Source organism: Streptomyces sp. NPDC002403, assembly GCF_053593015.1.
Map to the genome: position 1 here is coordinate 84,830 of NZ_JBSFBQ010000025.1, position 17,441 is coordinate 102,270.

Below are 17,441 nucleotides of genomic sequence, written 5' to 3' on the forward strand. Positions count from 1 at the left end.
GACGCCGGGCGCCGCGCAGGCCCCGGGCGCCCGGGCCGCAGGCCGCTCACGTCAGGCTCTCCCGCCACGCCCGGTGCAGCCCCGCGAAGCGGCCCGTGCCGGCGATGAGTTCGGCCGGGGCGCCGTCCTCCACGATGCGGCCGTGCTCCATCACCAGGACCCGGTCCGCGATCTCCACCGTGGACAGGCGGTGGGCGATCACCACCGCGGTGCGGCCGTGCAGCACCGTGTCCATGGCCCGTTGCACGGCCCGTTCGCCGGGGATGTCCAGCGAGCTCGTCGCCTCGTCGAGGATCAGCACCGCCGGGTTGGCGAGCAGGGCGCGGGCGAAGCCGACCAGCTGGCGCTGACCGGCCGAGATCCGCCCGCCCCGCTTGCGCACGTCCGTGTCGTAGCCGTCGGGCAGTGCGCTGATGAAATCGTGCGCGCCGATCGCCTTGGCGGCCTGCTCGATCTCCGCGCGGGTCGCGTCGGGGTCGCCGATCGCGATGTTCTCGGCGACCGTCCCGGAGAACAGGAACGCCTCCTGCGTCACCATCACCACACCTCGCCGCAGCTCCGGCACGGCCAGGTCCCGCAGATCCGTGCCGTCGAGCAGCACCCGGCCGTCCGTCGGGTCGTAGAACCGGGCCAGCAGCTTGGCCAGCGTCGACTTGCCCGCCCCCGTCGACCCGACCACGGCGACGGTCTGCCCGGCCGGGACCGTCAGATCGAAGCGGGGCAGCACCTCGCCGCCCGTGCGGTAGGCGAAGCGCACCTGCTCGAAGACGACCTCGCGGCCCGGGTGTTCCCCCGTGAGCACCGGCAGCTCCCGCGGGTCGGACGGCTCGGGGACGGACGGGGTCTGGGCCAGCAGACCCGCGATCTTCGCCAGCGAGGCCGCGGCCGACTGGTAGGAGTTGAGGAACATGCCGAGCCGGTCGATCGGGTCGTACAGCCGGCGCAGATAGAGCACGGCCGCGGCCAGCACCCCGAGCGCCAGGGTGCCCGAGGCCACCCGGTACGCGCCCCACAGCACGATTCCGGCGACCGCCGTGTTGGCGACCAGCCGGGAACCGACGACATAGCGGGCCATCTCCAGCATCGCGCTGCCGTTGGTCCAACGGTGCGCGTTGTTGAGGCCCTCGAAGTGCGCGTCGTTGACGGGCTCGCGGCGGAAGGCCTGGACGGGGCGGATGCCGTTCATCGTCTCCGCGAACTTCACGATGACCGCGGCGATCGCCGAGGACCGCTCGGCGTACAGCACACCGGCCCGCCGCTGGAAGCGCCGCACCAGCAGATAGAGCGGGACGAAGGAGAGCACGGCCACCGAGCCCAGACCGAAGTCCAGCCAGAGCAGCATCAGCGAGATGGAGACGAACGACAGCACGACGTTGATCAGCTCCTGGAGCCCCTCGCTGAGCAGCTCCCGCAGCGACTCCACGTCCGTGGTGGAACGGGAGATCAGCCGGCCCGAGGTGTAGCGCTCGTGGAAGTCCACGCTCAGCGCCTGCGCATGACGGAAGATCCGCCCCCGCAGATCGAGCAGCGCGCCCTGGTTGACCAGGGAGGAGACCCGTACGAACGCGTACTGCATGCCCCCGGCCACCGCCGAGCACAGCGCGTACCCGACGGCCACCGCGATCAGCGGCCCGTAGTCCGCGTCCCGGAACGCAGGCACCCCGCTGTCGATCGCGTACGCGACGAGCAGCGGACCGGCCTGGACCGAGAGCTGCTGGACCAGCAGCACCAGCGCGATCAGCGCCACCCGGGCCCTCATCGGCCGCAGCAGCGATCTCAGCAGGGCCCCGGTCGCGCCGGGCGGGGTGGGCAGGTCGTCCCGGTCGAAGCGGTCCCCGGCGCTCCCGGCACCCTCGGTGGGCTCGGCGGGGGCCGTGTCCGCGGTCGTCGTACTGGTCATCGGGTGCCCTTCTCGGCGAGGAGGTCCTCGGCGGACAGGTCGGGGAAGGCGTCCTCGGCGGGCGCGTCCTCGGCGCCCGACATCAGCCAGGCGTACTCGGGGCTGGTGCGCAGCAGTTCCTGATGGGTGCCGACGGCGGCGATCCGGCCCTCCGAGAGCAGCGCCACCCGGTCCGCGAGCATCACGGTGGACGGTCGGTGCGCGACCACGATCGCCGTGGTCTCCGCCAGGACCCGCCGCAGCGCGGCCTCCACCAGCGCCTCCGTGTGCACGTCCAGCGCGGAGAGCGGATCGTCCAGGACGAGGAAGCGCGGCCGGCCGACCACGGCGCGGGCCAGTGCCAGTCGTTGCCGCTGGCCGCCGGAGAGGCTGAGGCCCTGCTCCCCGACCTGGGTGTCGACGCCCTCGGGCAGATCGTGCGCGAAGTCGGCCTGCGCGATGGCCAGGGCCCTGCGCAACTCGTCGTCCCCGGCACCCTCGGCGCCCATCAGCACGTTCTCCCCGACGCCCGCCGAGAAGAGCGTCGGCTCCTCGAAGGCCACCGACACCAGCTCGCGCAGCCGCTCCCGGGACATGGTGGTGATGTCCGTACCGTCCAGCGTGATCCGCCCCGCGGTGGCCTCGTGCAGCCGGGGCACGAGGGCGGTGAGCGTCGTCTTCCCGGAACCCGTGGCCCCGACCAGGGCCATCGTCTCGCCGGGGCGGATGTGCAGATCGATCCGGGACAGCACGGGCACGGAGCCGGGCTCCGCGTCGGGATAGCGGAACTCCACGCCCTCGAAGACCATTTCACCGCGGGCCGAGCCGCTCTGCCGGGCCTGCCCGTCGGCGGTGGGCGCGTCCACCTCCTCGGCCACGTCCATCACCTCGAAGAACCGCTCGGTCGCCGTCGCCGACTCCTGGCTCATCGCCAGCAGGAAGCCGATCGACTCGACCGGCCAGCGCAGCGCGAGCGCGGTGGAGAGGAAGGCGACCAGGGTGCCCGCGGAGAGGTCGCCGTCCGCGACCTGGACCGTGCCGAGCACCAGCGCCGCACCGATGGCCAGCTCCGGGATCAGGGTGATGGAGGACCAGATGCCCGCGAGGAGACGGGCCTTGCCCAGCTCCGTGGTGCGCAGCCGCTCCGAGAGGGAACGGAAGGAGAGGGCCTGGCTGCGGTGCCGGCCGAAGCCCTTGATGATGCGGATGCCGAGCACGCTCTCCTCGACGACCGTCGTCAGATCGCCGACCTGGTCCTGGGCCCGGCGCGCCACCGCCGAGAACTTCGTCTCGAAGACCAGACAGATGATCACCATCGGCACCACCGGAGTCAGCAGCACCAGCCCCAGCGTCCACTGCTGCATCAGCAGGATGACGAAGCCGATCAGGATCGTCGCCCCGTTGACCAGCAGGAAGGTCAGCGGGAAGGCGAGGAACTGACGCAGCAGCATCAGGTCCGTGGTCGCGCGCGAGAGCAACTGCCCCGACGGCCAGCGGTCGTGGAACGCCACCGGCAGCCGCTGGAGATGCCGGTACAGATCGGCCCGCATCGCCGCCTCGATCCCGGCCAGCGGCCGCGACACCATCCACCGCCGCACCCCGAACAGCGCGGCCTCGGCGATGCCCAGCAGCAGCAGATACAGCGCGCCGAGCCAGACCCCGCCGGGGTCGCGGTCCGCCACCGGGCCGTCGACGATCCACTTCAGGACGAGGGGAATCACCAGGCCGACGCAGGACGCGACGATCGCGACCAGCGCGGCGCCGAACAGCCGCTCGCGCACCGGCTTCACATAAGGCCACAACCGCAACAGGGACTGAACGGTGGACCGATCCTTGGGCTCTACATGTTCTTCGGGCATCACAGTCGAGCCTACGGTTCACCCCTGACATCGCTCATGTGGTTTTCCGGCCGAGGGATGGCTGTCGGGCCCGGGAGGCGCAGGTCGTAGCCCGTATCAACCGATCGGCTGATGCTCCTTCGAGCGCGATGGACGATGGTGCGCAGGGCCCCGCGACACGATGCTCGTGGGCATGGCAATCATTGAAGTGAACGGGGTGCGGAAGGCGTACGCCGGGCGCACCGTGGTCGACGGTGTGAGCTTCTCCGTCGACGAGGGGGAGATCTTCGGGATCCTCGGCCCCAACGGCGCGGGCAAGACCACCACCGTCGAGTGCGTCGGGGGCCTGCGGGCCCCCGACGCCGGTACGGTCCGCGTCGCCGGTCTCGACCCCGTCGCCGACCACGACCGGGTCACCCGGCTGCTGGGCGCCCAGCTCCAGGAGAGCGAACTCCAGCCCAAACTCACCGTGGCCGAGGCGCTGGAGCTCTACAGCGCCTTCTACCCGGACCCCGCCGACTGGCGGGAGCTCGCCGGACGGCTGGGCCTGCACACCGTGTACGGCACCCGCTTCGCCAAGCTGTCCGGCGGTCAGAAGCAGCGGCTGTCCATCGCGCTCGCCCTGGTCGGCAACCCGCGGGTGGTGGTGCTCGACGAGCTGACCACCGGCCTGGACCCACGGGCCCGCCGGGACACCTGGAAACTCATCGAGGACGTACGCGACAGCGGCGTCACCGTTCTGCTGGTCACCCACTTCATGGAGGAGGCCAGCCAGCTCTGCGACCGGATCGCCGTCATCGACAAGGGGAAGGTCGTCGCCCTCGACACCCCCTCCGGCCTGATCGGCAGCGCGGGCAGCTCCACGGTCATCTCCTTCACCCCGTCGCGACCGCTCACCGACGCCGAGCTCGCGCAGCTGCCCGGCGCGGCCTCCGTGGAGCGCAAGGACGACCGGATCGAGATCAGCGGCACCGACGAGACGGTCAACGCCGTGATCTCCCTGCTGGCCCGGCACAGCATCACCGCACACCGGCTCCGCGTCTCGGAGGCGACGCTCGACGACGCCTTCCTCGACCTCACAGAACAGGCGGCCTGAGATGACCACGGCGAACCCGGCCACGGCCACCACGACACCCGCACCGGTATCCGCGCGCAAGGCGGTGCTCAGGTCCGAGACCCGGCTCTTCCTGCGCGAACCCGGCGCCCTGTTCTGGATCGTCGTCTTCCCGACCGCGCTCCTGACGATCCTCGGCCTCATCCCCTCCTTCCGGGAGCACACCGACGATCTCGGCGGCCGGCGCGTCATCGACCTGTACGTACCGGTGGCCGTCCTGCTCGCCATGATCATGTCCGGGCTGCAGGCCATGCCGCCCGTCCTCACCGGCTACCGCGAACGCGGCATCCTGCGCCGGATGTCCACCACTCCGGTCCGCCCCTCCGCGCTGCTCACCGCGCAGATCGCCCTGCACGGCGCCGCCGCCCTCGGCTCCGCCGTACTGGCGATGGCCGTCGGCCGGGTCGCCTTCGGCGTCGGACTGCCCGGACAGCCCGTCGCCTACGTCCTGGCGCTGCTGCTGTCGACGGCGAGCGTGCTGACCCTCGGCGCACTGCTCTGCGCCCTCTCCCGTACGACCAAGGCGGCCGCCGCCATCAGTTCGGTCGTGAACCTCCTGATGATGTTCACCGCCGGCGTCTGGATCCCGGTGCAGAGCATGCCCGACACCCTCCGGAACATCGTCCGGTTCACCCCGTTCGGAGCGGCGTCCGAGGCGCTGGACCGGGCGGCTTCCGGCAGCTGGCCCGGCTTCACCCAGCTCGGCGTGATGGTGCTGTGGACGGCGCTGGTGACGCTGCTCGCGACCCGTCTGTTCCGCTGGGAGTGACCGGCACGCCGGGGACGGGGAGACTGCACCCATGAAGGCGTGGGACACGGCGACGGCACACCGGAACGACACGACGAGCGCCGAGCTCGGGTGGGAACGGTTCTTCAGGTACGGGCCCTACGGGCTCCTCGGGCTGAGCACGTTCGTCTCGGCCGTGAGCGCCCCGCTCCTCATGGACCGCGCGGAGGTGCACGGCGTCGTGGTGCTGGTGCCCGTCGCCCTCACCCTCCAGCTCTGGTGGGGGCGGGTCGGGCCGGTCGTCGTCCCCAAGTCGCGGGCGTCGCAGTTCTACTACGTCGCCCGCACCCTGATCGGCTTCGCACTGACCTGGTGCAACCCCTTCTACTCGGTGTTCGCGATCCTCGGATACTTCGACACCGGCCGGTTGCTCCCGCAGCGGGCCGTCCGTCCCGCGCTGCTGGTCACGGCCGCCATCATGGCGGGCGCGCAGTGCGGCAGCGGCCTGCCGCCGGTCTCCCTGATGAACTGGATCGCCTTCGCCGCCCTGTTCTGTCTGCACGCGACCCTCACCATGGTCTTCGCCAGGATCGGCGACCGCGAGGCCGACCACGCCCGTACCCAGGTCGACACCATCGCCGCACTGGAGTCGGCCAACGCCCGTCTCGAACAGGCCCTGGCGGAGAACGCCGGGCTGCACGCCCAGCTCCTGGTCCAGGCCCGCGAGGCGGGCGTCGCCGACGAGCGCCGCCGGCTCGCCGCCGAGATCCACGACACCCTGGCCCAGGGCCTGACCGGCATCATCGCCCAGCTCCAGGTGGTGGACTCGATCGGCGACACCGACCCGGCGCTGGCCCGGGTGCACCTGGACCGCGCCGCCGGCCTCGCCCGGCACAGCCTCGGCGAGGCGCGCCGCTCGGTCCACGACCTGGTCCCCGCCGCACTGGAACACGACGACCTGCCGGGCGCGCTGAAGCGCACGGTCACCGACTGGGCGGAACGCCACGGGGTCCGGGCCGAGTTCACCGTCACCGGCACCGTCGAGCCGGTCCACGACGAGATAGCCGCCACCCTCCTGCGGATCGCCGAGGAGGCCCTCGCCAATGTCGGCCGCCACGCCGGGGCCCTTCGGGCCGGTGTCACGCTGTCGTTCATGGGGGACGAACTCACCCTGGACGTACGGGACGACGGCTGCGGCTTCGACCCGGCCGCCCTGCCCCCGGCCGGCGGTGCGGGCGGCTTCGGGCTCGGCGGCATGCGGGCCCGCGCCGAGCGCATCGCGGGCACGGTCGAGGTGGAGACCGAGCCGGGCCGGGGCACGGCGGTCAGCGCCCGGGTGCCCCTGGTCCGGCACAGCCGATGACCAGTACGGTTGTCCTGCCATGGCTCAGGAATCCGCACGCGTCATCACACTCGTCGTCGTCGACGACCACCCCGTCGTACGGGACGGTCTGCGCGGCATGTTCGACTCGGCCCCGGACTTCGAGGTCCTCGGGGAGGCGCCGAACGGGGTGGAGGGGGTGGAGCTGGCGGTCCGGCTGGACCCCGATGTCGTCCTGATGGACCTGCGGATGCCGGGCGGCGGCGGAGTCGCCGCCATCGCGGAACTGGCCCGGCGCGGCGCCCGGTCCAAGGTGCTGGTCCTCACCACGTACGACACGGACTCCGACACCCTGCCCGCGATCGAGGCCGGCGCGACCGGCTATCTGCTCAAGGACGCGCCCCGCGACGAGCTGTTCACCGCCGTCCGGGCCGCCGCCGACGGCCGCACCGTGCTCTCGCCCGCCGTCGCCTCCCGGCTCATCTCACGGGTGCGTACCCCGGCGGCGGGCAGCGAGGCGCTGTCGGCCCGCGAGCGCGAGGTGCTCGAACTCGTCGCCAAGGGCACGTCGAACCGGGAGATCGCCGCCGAGCTGTTCATCAGCGAGGCCACCGTGAAGACCCACCTCACCCATGTCTTCGCCAAGCTGGGCGCCAAGGACCGGGCCGCCGCCGTCGCGATCGGCTACGACCGGGGCATCCTCGGCTGACCCGGCCGCACACCGCTCACTCCGCGACGCGCAGCAGCTGCACCGACCTCGCCGGCAGGGTCAGCGTCCCGTCGCCCGGGTGGACGGTGCCGGGGGCCGAGGCCTGGTCCTCCCGAGAGGTGTCCAGGACCAGCTCGTAGCTCCGCGCCCACGGCGGCCCCGGGAGCCGGAAGCCGGCCGGCCGGTGACCGGCGTGCAGGACCGTCAGAAAGCTGTCGTCCGTGATGGGCTCGCCGCGCGCGTCCCGGCCGGGGATGTCGCGCCCGGAGAGATACAGGCCTACCGTGGCGGCCGGTGCGTACCAGTCCGCCTCCGTCATCTCCGTACCCCCCGCCGTGAACCACGCCAGGTCCCGCAGCCCGTCCGCCGCCTGCGGCAGCCCGGAGAAGAACGCCCGGCGGCGCAGCACCGGATGGGCGTGGCGCAGCCGCAGCACCCGTGCCGTCAGCTCGGTCAGCGCACGCCACCCGGGCTGTTCGAGCAGCGACCAGTCCAGCCAGCCGATCTCGTTGTCCTGGCAGTACGCGTTGTTGTTGCCGCCCTGCGTACGGCCCATCTCGTCGCCCGCGACCAGCATCGGCACGCCCGTCGACAGCAGCAGCGTGGTCAGCAGATTGCGCAGCTGGCGGCGGCGCAGCGTGTTGATCCCGGGGTCCTCGCTCTCGCCCTCGGCGCCGCAGTTCCAGGCCCGGTTGTCGTCGGTGCCGTCCCGGTTGCCCTCGCCGTTGGCCTCGTTGTGCTTCTGTTCGTAGCTGACGAGGTCGCGCAGGGTGAAGCCGTCGTGCGCGGTGACGAAGTTGACCGAGGCGTAAGGGCGCCGGCCGCCCCACGCGTAGAGGTCGCTGGATCCGGTCAGCCGGTAGCCGAGGTCGCGCACGTCGGGCAGGGCGCCGCGCCAGAAGTCCCGCACGGCGTCCCGGTAGCGGTCGTTCCACTCGGTCCACAACGGCGGGAAGGCACCCACCTGGTAGCCGCCGTTGCCGACGTCCCACGGCTCGGCGATCAGCTTCACCCGGCGCAGCACCGGGTCCTGGGCGATCACCGCGAGGAACGGCGAGAGCATGTCGACGTCGTGCATGGAGCGGGCCAGCGCGGCCGCCAGGTCGAAGCGGAAGCCGTCGACGCCCATCTCCGTCACCCAGTACCGCAGCGAGTCCGTGATCAGCCGCAGCACCTGCGGCTGGACCACGTGCAGGGTGTTGCCGCAGCCGGTGTAGTCCGCGTATCTGCGGGCGTCGGACTGGAGGCGGTAGTAGCCGCGGTTGTCGATGCCGCGCAGCGACAGCATCGGCCCGAGCTCGCCCGCCTCCGCCGTGTGGTTGTAGACCACGTCCAGGATCACCTCGATCCCGGCGCCGTGCAGGGCCCGCACCATCCGCTTGAACTCGCCGACCTGCTGGCCCGCGGTGCCGCTCGCCGAGTAGCCGGCGTGCGGGGCGAAGTAGCCGATGGAGTTGTAGCCCCAGTAGTTGCGCAGCCCGCGTCTCAGCAGATGGTCCTCGTGGGCGAACTGATGGACCGGCAGCAGCTCCACCGCCGTCACCCCGAGCCGCTGGAGATGCCCGACGGCCGCCGGATGGGCGAGACCGGCGTACGTGCCCCGCAGCTCCTCGGGGACCCCGGGGTGCAGCTTGGTGAAGCCGCGCACATGGAGCTCGTAGATGACCGAGTCCGCCCACGGGGTCTTGGGGCGGCGGTCCTCGGCCCAGTCGTCGTCGTCATGGACCACGACACCCTTGGGGACGTGCCGGGCGGAGTCCCGTTCGTCACGGACGGTGTCGGCGACATGCTGGTGGGGCCAGTCCCTCACATGGCCGTACACCTCGGGCGGAAGGGTGAACGAGCCGTCCACCGCCCGTGCGTACGGATCGAGGAGCAGCTTCGCCGGGTTCCAGCGGGCCCCGGTCCAGGGGTCCCAGCGGCCGTGCACCCGGTAGCCGTAGCGCTGCCCGGGCCGTACGCCCGGCACGAAGCCGTGCCGGATCTCATGGGTCAGCTCGGTCAGCGCGAGGCGCCGCTCGGTCCCGTCCTCGTCGAAGAGACAGAGTTCGACGCCCTCCGAACCACCCGCCCAGAGTGCGAAGTTGGTGCCCGCCACCCCGTCGGGGCCCACCCGGAAGCGGGCCCCGAGCGGCGTCGGGGCGCCGGGCCACACGGCCGAAGGCGGCCCCGGCACGGCCTGTCGCCGCTGCCGTCCGGCCGCCGTCCCCGGCTCCCGCACCGCCTCCTGCTCGGCTGCGCTCGACACCTGCTCGCCTCCCGCGGCTCGTGGGATTCCGGCACCCGGGAGGAGCGCGCGGCGTCCCGGCCGCGGCTCCCCGAGTGTCGTTCTCCCCCCTGTATCTGCCCACCCGGGCGCCCGCACTCACGTTTCCCCCGACCGGCCCCCGTCGTTGGGGGGACGTGAACCACGTAGCGAAGAAGAAGATGGTGAGCCCGGCCGCCGTGCTGACATGGGCAGGACTACTCGTCGTGCTGGCCGCACTGACCGGCTGCTCCGGCGCCGGATCGATCTTCAGCGGGAAGGCGGGCCCGCCGCAGGAAGCGATCCAGGTCACCCCGCGGGACGGGGCGAAGGACATCGGCCCGGACGAACGGATCGCGGTGAAGGCCCCCGACGGCCGGCTGAAGAGCGTCGAGGTGACACGGATCGAGGACGCGCAGCGCCAGGAGGTGCCGGGCCGGATCGCGGACGACGGCCGGTCCTGGGCGCCCCGGAGCGGAGCGGGCCGGCTCGGGCTCGCCGCCAAGTACAGCGTGGACGTGGTGGCCGTGGACGGCTCGGGGAAGCGCTCGGCCCGCCACACCACCTTCACCACGGCCGTGCCCCAGCACCGCTTCATCGGCTACTTCAAACCGGAGAACCGCTCCACGGTCGGCACCGGAATGATCGTCTCCTTCCACTTCAACCGGCCGGTCACCCACCGCGCGGCGGTGCAGAAGGCCATCCGGGTGACGGCCGTACCGGCGGTCGAGGTGGTCGGGCACTGGTTCGGCGGCGACCGCCTCGACTTCCGCCCCGCCGCCTACTGGAAGCCGGGCACCGAGGTGACCGTCGACATGGCGCTGCGCGACGTGGAGGGGGCGCCGCACGTCTACGGCACCCAGGACAAGAAGGTCGCCTTCACGGTGGGCCGCTCCCAGACGTCCCTGGTCGACGCGGCCGCGCACACCATGGAGGTGCGCCGCGACGGCAAGGTGGTCACGACCTTCCCGATCACGGCGGGCTCCGCGCAGACGGCCACGTACAACGGGAAGATGGTGGTCAGCGAGATGTACGAAGAGACCCGGATGGACGGCCGCACGGTCGGCTTCGGCGGCGAGTACGACATCAAGGATGTCCCGCACGCCCTCCGGCTCACCGATTCCGGCACCTTCGTGCACGGCAACTACTGGTCGGACGAGGACGTCTTCGGCTCGGACAACGTCAGCCACGGCTGTGTCGGGCTGGAGGACGTACAGGGCGGCAGCGGCGACACCCCGGCCGGCCAGTTCTTCGACCGCACGCTCGTCGGCGATGTGATCGAGGTCGTCCGCTCCAAGGACAAACAGGTCGCGCCGGACAACGGACTCGGGGGCTGGAACCTGGACTGGACCCGGTGGAAGGCGGGTTCCGCCCTCCGCTGAGCCCCGGCCGGCCGCCCCGGCCGGCCGCCTCCCGCGCCCCCCGGTGAAGCCCTGGGACAACTTGGGACTGAACGGTGACATCCGGGGGGTCATTTCCCCAAGGCCGGTGTGATTATCTTTCGCTGAGCGTGCATATGCAGCGCGCGGGGGAGGGAGCCTTCGGGCTCCCGGGGCCATGGCGGGGCCAGGCCGTGTGAGGGGAGACGACCACATTGAACGGGCAGCCGATATCGGGGACATCGGCCGGGGCGAACGGCGTACGGGGCGGGCGAGGCTCCACCGGACTGCTGGCTCTGGTTCTGGGTGCGCTGCTGCTGCTGGTGACGGCGTGCGGCGGGGGAGACGACGCGGGCGGCGGCAAGGGCGGTGGCGCGGGGAAGGCCGAGGACACCTCCTCCTCGCAGGCCGTGGTGACCGTCGCGCCCAAGGACGGCGCCGACTCCGTCGCGACCAGCGGTGCGCTGAAGGTCTCGGCCGAGCAGGGGAAGCTGACCACGGTCAAGGTCTCCGACCCCAAGGGCACCGAGGTGGAGGGGAAGATCGCGGCCGACGGCGCCAGCTGGACGCCCGACCAGCACCTGGCCGCCGCGACCAAGTACAAGGTCCACGCGATCGCCAAGGACTCGGAGGGCCGTGAGTCGGCGAAGGACACCAGCTTCACCACGCTGGTCCCGCAGAACACCTTCATCGGGCAGTACACCCCGGAGGACGGCTCCACGGTCGGCGTCGGGATGCCGGTCTCGATCCACTTCACCCGCGGCATCACCGACCCGGCCGCGGTCGAGAACGCGATCAAGGTGACGGCCGAGCCGTCCGTCCCGGTCGAGGGCCACTGGTTCGGCAACGACCGCCTGGACTTCCGTCCCGAGGAGTACTGGGCCGCGGGCACCAAGGTGACCGTCAAGCTCAACCTCGACGGCGTCGAGGGGCGCCCCGGTGTCTACGGCAAGCAGGCCAAGACGATCTCCTTCACCATCGGCCGCAAGCAGGTCAGCACGGTCGACGCGAGCACGCACCGGATGAAGGTCGTCCGCGACGGTCAGCAGATCAAGGACATCCCGATCTCGGCCGGCGCCCCGGCGACCACCACGTACAACGGCCAGATGGTCATCAGCGAGAAGCTCAAGGTGACCCGGATGAACGGTGACACCGTCGGCTTCGGCGGCGAGTACGACATCAAGGACGTGCCGCACGCGATGCGTCTGTCCACCTCGGGCACCTTCATCCACGGCAACTACTGGGGCGCCTCCGGCATCTTCGGCTCGACCAACACCAGCCACGGCTGCGTCGGTCTGCAGGACGTGCGCGGCGCCTGGAGCAAGAAGACCTCGGCGGCCTGGTTCTTCGACAACTCGCTCATCGGTGACGTCGTGGTCGTGAAGAACTCGCACGACAAGACGATCCAGCCGGACAACGGCCTCAACGGCTGGAACATGTCCTGGTCGGAGTGGACCGAGTAGTCCTCCGGGCGAGCAACCTGCCGGCGGGCCCGGTGCTGTGACCAACAGCACCGGGCCCGCCGGCGTTAGCGGCGGTTAACCTGCCTCCCATGACCGCACATCTCGAAGTACGCGACGGCGTCGGCACGATCCGGCTGGACCGCCCGCCCATGAACGCCCTGGACGTCGCCACCCAGGACCGGCTGCGTGAGCTCGCCGAGGAGGCGACCCGGCGCGACGACGTACGGGCCGTGGTCCTCTACGGCGGCGAGAAGGTGTTCGCGGCGGGCGCGGACATCAAGGAGATGCAGGCGATGGACCATACGGCGATGGTCGTACGGTCCAAGGCGCTGCAGGACTCGTTCACCGCGGTGGCCCGGATCCCCAAGCCGGTCGTCGCCGCCGTCACCGGCTACGCGCTGGGCGGCGGCTGCGAGCTGGCGCTCTGCGCCGACTTCCGCATCGCCGCCGACAACGCCAAGCTGGGCCAGCCCGAGATCCTGCTCGGGCTGATCCCGGGCGCGGGCGGCACCCAGCGCCTGGCCCGGCTGATCGGCCCCTCCCGGGCCAAGGACCTGATCTTCACGGGGCGTCATGTCAGGGCCGAGGAGGCCCTGACGATCGGTCTGGTGGACCGCGTGGTGCCCGCCGCCGAGGTGTACGAGCAGGCGCACGCCTGGGCCGCCGGGCTGGCGAAGGGGCCGGCGCTCGCGCTGCGCGCCGCCAAGGAATCCGTCGACGCCGGCCTGGAGACGGACATCGACACCGGGCTCACGATCGAGCGGAACTGGTTCGCCGGACTGTTCGCCACCGAGGACCGGGAGCGCGGAATGCGCAGCTTTGTGGAGGAGGGTCCGGGCAAGGCCAAGTTCCTCTGACCGGACGTCAGTTGAGCACGCACCGACGCGGGTTCATCCGTGCGGGCGGATTGGCCGGGCCCTGAGGGGACCTTGGGGCCCGGCATCCCGCCCGGCCCGCACGCCAGGCTCGCAGGGGGTATTCGTGCAGGTCAGATGGGCTTTAATGGCTCGCATTCTGCCACTGGCATATGCCTACCGACCTCCGTGGGGCGGCGTGTTCCGGGGTGCGGATTCCTTCGGAACGGCCACGGCGTGCTGTTTTTGTGGCCATGATGGTGTCCATGGCGGGCCTGGAGGGTGTGGAACAGCCGCGACCGCACAGTGGTGCGACAGCGGCGCGCTGGATGCCGGTCGTCGAGGACGAACAGGCGTTCAAGGCGCTGGAGTTGTTCGGAAATCCGACGGAGGGTGAAGTCCGGCTGCCCTCCCGTCCGGAGTCCGCGGCCACCGCCCGGCGGCTCACCTCGTGCGTGGTGCTCCGTCAGTGGGCGCTCTCCCCGCAGACCGCCGAGTACGCCGTGCTGCTCGTCTCGGAGCTCGTCGGCAACGCGGTGCGGCACACCGGTGCGCGGGTCTTTGGGCTGCGGATGCTGCGGCGCCGGGGCTGGATCCGGATCGAGGTGCGCGACCCCTCGCGCGGGCTGCCCTGCCTGATGCCCGTTCAGCCGATGGACGTCAGCGGGCGCGGCCTCTTCCTCGTCGACAAGCTCTCCGACCGCTGGGGGGTGGATCTGCTGCCGCGCGGCAAGACCACCTGGTTCGAGATGCGGATCTCCGACCGCTGACCCGGCGGGCCCGGGCCCGGAACCACAGCAGCCCCCGGTCCGCCGTGGTGAGGCGCTTCGGGGGCTGCTGTGTGGGGGCCGTGAAATGGGGGGTGTGTTCACGGCCGCTTGTGACGACCGGGCTCGGGTCATGCGGTCGTGTCACCGACTATGGCAGACGGGCGACCTCTCCGCCAAAGGTGCATTCATTACTTCTACTGCCATATTGGGACATTTCCTATGTGAATCACAGGTGTGATGGGTCACTTGCCTGCAAAAGTGTGAATATTTATGGGATTCGGTGAATGATTCATTCGCGCCGCCCCTATGTCTGAATTGTTATTTTCGCTCCCTCTCGTCCCTACTGTGTCTGTACATGAACGCTTCCGACACTCCGGTGCACCGCCGCGGCGCCCTGCGCGCGGGCGCAGGGGCCGCCCTCGCCGGTGTCCTCGCCGCCGGATGCGCGGACCGCGACGCCGCCGGCACCCCGGCCGGGGCCGTCACGGACGCGGTGAGCCCGAAGAACCCCGCCGACGCCACCACCCGGCCCCCGTCCCCCCGGCCCGCGCCCGGACCGCACCGCTTCCCCGGACAGCCGGTCCAGATCGACCACGGCCCCCGCGACCGCGCCCGCGTCGCCCTCACCTTCCACGGCCAGGGCGACCCCGCCATCGCCCGCACCGTCCTCGCCGAGGCCGAACGGGCCCACGTCCGGGTCACCGTCCTCGCCGTCGGCAGCTGGCTCGACGAACACCCCGACATGGCCCGGCGCATCCTCGACGGCGGCCACGAACTCGGCAACCACACCCAGCACCACACCGACATCTCCTCGATGGGCGAGGCCCAGGCGTACGCGGAGATCGACGACTGCGCCCGGCGGCTGCGCCGGCTCACCGGCTCCATCGGCACCTGGTTCCGGCCCTCGCGCACCCGCTACGCCACCCCGCTCGTCCAGCGGCTGGCCGCCAGGGCCGGCTACCCGCACGTCCTCTCGTACGACGTGGACTCCCTCGACTTCACCTCTCCCGGTGCCGCGGCCGTCACCCGCAAGGTGGCCGGGGAGATCCGCAACGGATCGGTGGTGAGCCTGCACTTCGGCTACGCGGACACGGCCGCCGCGCTGCCCCTCCTCCTCACCGAAATCGACCGCCGCCGACTGCGCGCGGTGACGACCACGGAGCTGCTGACCTGATGTCCTCCTTCACCAAGCACACCGCGGCCCTGCTCGGGGGCGTCCTGCTGGCCGCCGTCACCGGCTGCGGCACCTCCGCCGAGAAGACCGATGTCCAGGCCGTCGGCACCGACGGCGTCCGCTCCGCCGAACCCGACCGTGCCGCACCGCCGGGGCTCCCCGGGATGCCCCCGGTGCTCGACGCCAAGGACGTCTACGCGGCCGACCGGGGCGAACTCTCCCCGGTCGTCAAGGACTTCCCGTCCCGGGTGTACGTCCCCAACACCAACTCCGACACCGTGACCGTGATCGACCCCGCGACGTACAAGGTCATCAAGACCATCGACGTCGGCCGCCAGCCGCAGCACGTCGTCCCCTCCTGGGACCTGAAGACCCTCTGGGTCAACAACGACATCGGCGACAGCCTCACCGCCATCGATCCGGCCACCGGGAAGGCCGGCCGCACGGTTCCGGTCTCCGACCCGTACAACCTCTACTTCACCCCGGACGGCAAGTACGCCGTGGTGATGGCCTCGATGGACCGCCAGCTGGTCTTCCGCGACGCCCACACCATGAAGACGGCCAAGACCGTCAAGGTCGGCTGCTCCGGCGTCAACCACGCCGACTTCTCCTCCGACGGCCGGTACTTCATCGTCTCCTGCGAGTTCTCCGGCGAGCTCCTCAAGGTCGACACGGCGAAGATGAAGGTCGTCGGCCGGCAGAAGCTGCCGCACGGCGGAGCGATGCCGCAGGACGTGAAACTCTCGCCGGACGGCGGGACGTTCTACATCGCGGACATGATCGCCAACGGGATCTGGGTGCTGGACGGGAAGAAGTTCACCACCCCGAAACTGCTGCGCACCGGCCGTGGCGCCCACGGCCTCTACGTCAGCCGCGACTCCAAGGAGATGTACATCTCCAACCGGGGCGAGGGCTCCATCTCCGTCTTCGACTTCGCGAAGCGCAAGCTGACGAAGAAGTGGCGGCTGCCCGGCGGCGGCAGCCCCGACATGGGCGGGGTCTCGACGGACGGCAAGGTCCTCTGGCTGAGCGGGCGTTACGACGCCGAGGTGTACGCGATCGACACCGCCGACGGCAAGCTGCTCGCCCGCATCCCGGTGGGCAGCGGCCCGCACGGGCTGGCCGTCTACCCGCAGCCGGGCCGCTACTCGCTCGGCCACACCGGCGTCTTCCGCTGACCGCCCGGCCGCTCCCCGGCACGGCCCCGCCGACCGCTCACCCCGCGATCAGCAGGGCCTCCGAGCCCACCGGCCGGTAGCCCGCCGCCTGGAACGTCCGCACACTGCGGGCGTTCCCCGGCGACTGCTGGGCCCACACCACTGCGTCCGGCACCAGATGCCGGGCCGCCCGCGCCAGCCGCTCGCCGAGCCCCCGGCCGCGCGCCTCCTCGGCCACCTCGATCGCGGTCTCCCAGCGGCCCGCGACACCCCGGCCGAGGATCACCACACCGCCGTCGGCGGACCAGACCCGCACCTCGTCGCGGTACTTCATCGCGCGGGCCACCCGGGGGTGCTCCGGGTCCTCGATCTCCCGCAGTCCGATCTCCGGTCCGCCGGGCAGGGCCTTCGCGACCGTCAGCAGATCGATGGTGTTCACATGGCGGCCGCTCCGGGCCGTCAGCGCGGTCAGGAAGTGCGGATTCATCGTCGCGGCGAGCTCGTCGCCGGGGGTGCCGGCCAGCACGGACCGCACCCAGCCGGGGTCCTCGTCGGTGAAGACCACCGAGTGCGCGGTGAACGCCAGCACTCCCGCGTCCCGGGCATTGGGCTGTCCCACCACGGTCGTCGAACCGTCCGGCGGGGGAAACCGCCCGTGCGCCGCTGCCGTCAGAATCCGTGCCAGCGCGTCATCCATGCGCGTTCCGCTCCCCGGTCCGGTCCGTGGTCCGCCGCCCGGCGGACCCCCCACTCATGATCGACCACCGGCCGCCGCGAACGCCATCGGTCGCGACCGTTAATCTGACCCCCG

General features: G+C 71.4%; 14 protein-coding genes. 10 read left to right on the forward strand and 4 right to left on the reverse strand.

Annotated elements, in window-relative coordinates; all coding sequences use genetic code 11:
* Nucleotides 1-46: 46 nt before the first annotated feature.
* Together ACWCPY_RS25240 and ACWCPY_RS25245 are read right to left on the reverse strand one after the other, a co-directional pair.
* Nucleotides 47-1,900, reverse strand: a complete 1,854-nt coding sequence (locus ACWCPY_RS25240; RefSeq protein ID WP_451268496.1) for an ABC transporter ATP-binding protein — start codon at nucleotides 1,898-1,900, stop codon at nucleotides 47-49.
* Nucleotides 1,897-3,738, reverse strand: a complete 1,842-nt coding sequence (locus ACWCPY_RS25245; RefSeq protein ID WP_451268498.1) for an ABC transporter ATP-binding protein — start codon at nucleotides 3,736-3,738, stop codon at nucleotides 1,897-1,899. The genes ACWCPY_RS25240 and ACWCPY_RS25245 overlap by 4 nt, the downstream gene beginning before the upstream one ends.
* 172 nt (nucleotides 3,739-3,910) lie before the next feature.
* Between ACWCPY_RS25245 and ACWCPY_RS25250 the strand changes: the two genes are divergently transcribed.
* From ACWCPY_RS25250 to ACWCPY_RS25265, 4 genes are read left to right on the forward strand one after another with little or no spacing between them, the layout of a single operon-like run.
* Entirely contained in the window at nucleotides 3,911-4,813 is a 903-nt protein-coding gene (locus ACWCPY_RS25250; protein ID WP_451268500.1) for an ATP-binding cassette domain-containing protein, read from the forward strand.
* A gap of 1 nt (nucleotide 4,814) precedes the next feature.
* Nucleotides 4,815-5,600: an ABC transporter permease gene (locus ACWCPY_RS25255; protein ID WP_451268502.1), complete on the forward strand. Its 786-nt coding sequence runs from the start codon at nucleotides 4,815-4,817 to the stop codon at nucleotides 5,598-5,600.
* Nucleotides 5,601-5,631: 31 nt separating this feature from the next.
* Nucleotides 5,632-6,921: a sensor histidine kinase gene (locus tag ACWCPY_RS25260; RefSeq protein WP_451268504.1), complete on the forward strand. Its 1,290-nt coding sequence runs from the start codon at nucleotides 5,632-5,634 to the stop codon at nucleotides 6,919-6,921.
* Nucleotides 6,922-6,940: 19 nt separating this feature from the next.
* The gene (locus ACWCPY_RS25265) at nucleotides 6,941-7,588 is read left to right on the forward strand and encodes a response regulator (protein ID WP_451268506.1); all 648 of its coding nucleotides are present in this window, start codon (nucleotides 6,941-6,943) and stop codon (nucleotides 7,586-7,588) included.
* A gap of 16 nt (nucleotides 7,589-7,604) precedes the next feature.
* Here ACWCPY_RS25265 and glgX read toward each other — a convergent pair whose 3' ends face one another.
* A complete protein-coding gene (glgX, locus tag ACWCPY_RS25270) occupies nucleotides 7,605-9,836 on the reverse strand; it encodes a glycogen debranching protein GlgX (RefSeq protein WP_451268508.1) in 2,232 nt (743 codons plus the stop codon).
* A 155-nt stretch (nucleotides 9,837-9,991) separates the two neighbouring features.
* Between glgX and ACWCPY_RS25275 the strand changes: the two genes are divergently transcribed.
* The 6 genes from ACWCPY_RS25275 (at nucleotide 9,992) to ACWCPY_RS25300 (ending at nucleotide 16,651) form a co-directional block, all read left to right on the forward strand.
* Nucleotides 9,992-11,215 carry a L,D-transpeptidase gene (locus ACWCPY_RS25275; RefSeq protein ID WP_451268510.1) on the forward strand — a complete coding sequence of 408 codons (1,224 nt, stop codon included), beginning with the start codon at nucleotides 9,992-9,994 and terminating at the stop codon, nucleotides 11,213-11,215.
* A gap of 212 nt (nucleotides 11,216-11,427) precedes the next feature.
* Nucleotides 11,428-12,675 (forward strand): L,D-transpeptidase, encoded by a 1,248-nt coding sequence (locus ACWCPY_RS25280; RefSeq protein WP_451268512.1) that lies wholly within the window; start codon nucleotides 11,428-11,430, stop codon nucleotides 12,673-12,675.
* An 89-nt stretch (nucleotides 12,676-12,764) separates the two neighbouring features.
* Nucleotides 12,765-13,532, forward strand: a complete 768-nt coding sequence (locus ACWCPY_RS25285; protein ID WP_451268514.1) for an enoyl-CoA hydratase/isomerase family protein — start codon at nucleotides 12,765-12,767, stop codon at nucleotides 13,530-13,532.
* A gap of 251 nt (nucleotides 13,533-13,783) precedes the next feature.
* Nucleotides 13,784-14,299, forward strand: coding sequence for an ATP-binding protein (locus tag ACWCPY_RS25290; protein WP_451268516.1), 516 nt, complete (start codon nucleotides 13,784-13,786; stop codon nucleotides 14,297-14,299).
* 355 nt (nucleotides 14,300-14,654) lie between these two features.
* Nucleotides 14,655-15,473 carry a polysaccharide deacetylase family protein gene (locus tag ACWCPY_RS25295; RefSeq protein WP_451268518.1) on the forward strand — a complete coding sequence of 273 codons (819 nt, stop codon included), beginning with the start codon at nucleotides 14,655-14,657 and terminating at the stop codon, nucleotides 15,471-15,473.
* Nucleotides 15,473-16,651 carry a YVTN family beta-propeller repeat protein gene (locus ACWCPY_RS25300; protein ID WP_451268520.1) on the forward strand — a complete coding sequence of 393 codons (1,179 nt, stop codon included), beginning with the start codon at nucleotides 15,473-15,475 and terminating at the stop codon, nucleotides 16,649-16,651. Before ACWCPY_RS25295 ends, ACWCPY_RS25300 begins: the two co-directional genes overlap by 1 nt.
* Nucleotides 16,652-16,688: 37 nt before the next feature.
* On the opposite strand, the gene ACWCPY_RS25305 is transcribed toward ACWCPY_RS25300, so the two are convergent.
* The gene (locus ACWCPY_RS25305) at nucleotides 16,689-17,327 is read right to left on the reverse strand and encodes a GNAT family N-acetyltransferase (protein ID WP_451268522.1); all 639 of its coding nucleotides are present in this window, start codon (nucleotides 17,325-17,327) and stop codon (nucleotides 16,689-16,691) included.
* Nucleotides 17,328-17,441: the final 114 nt, after the last annotated feature.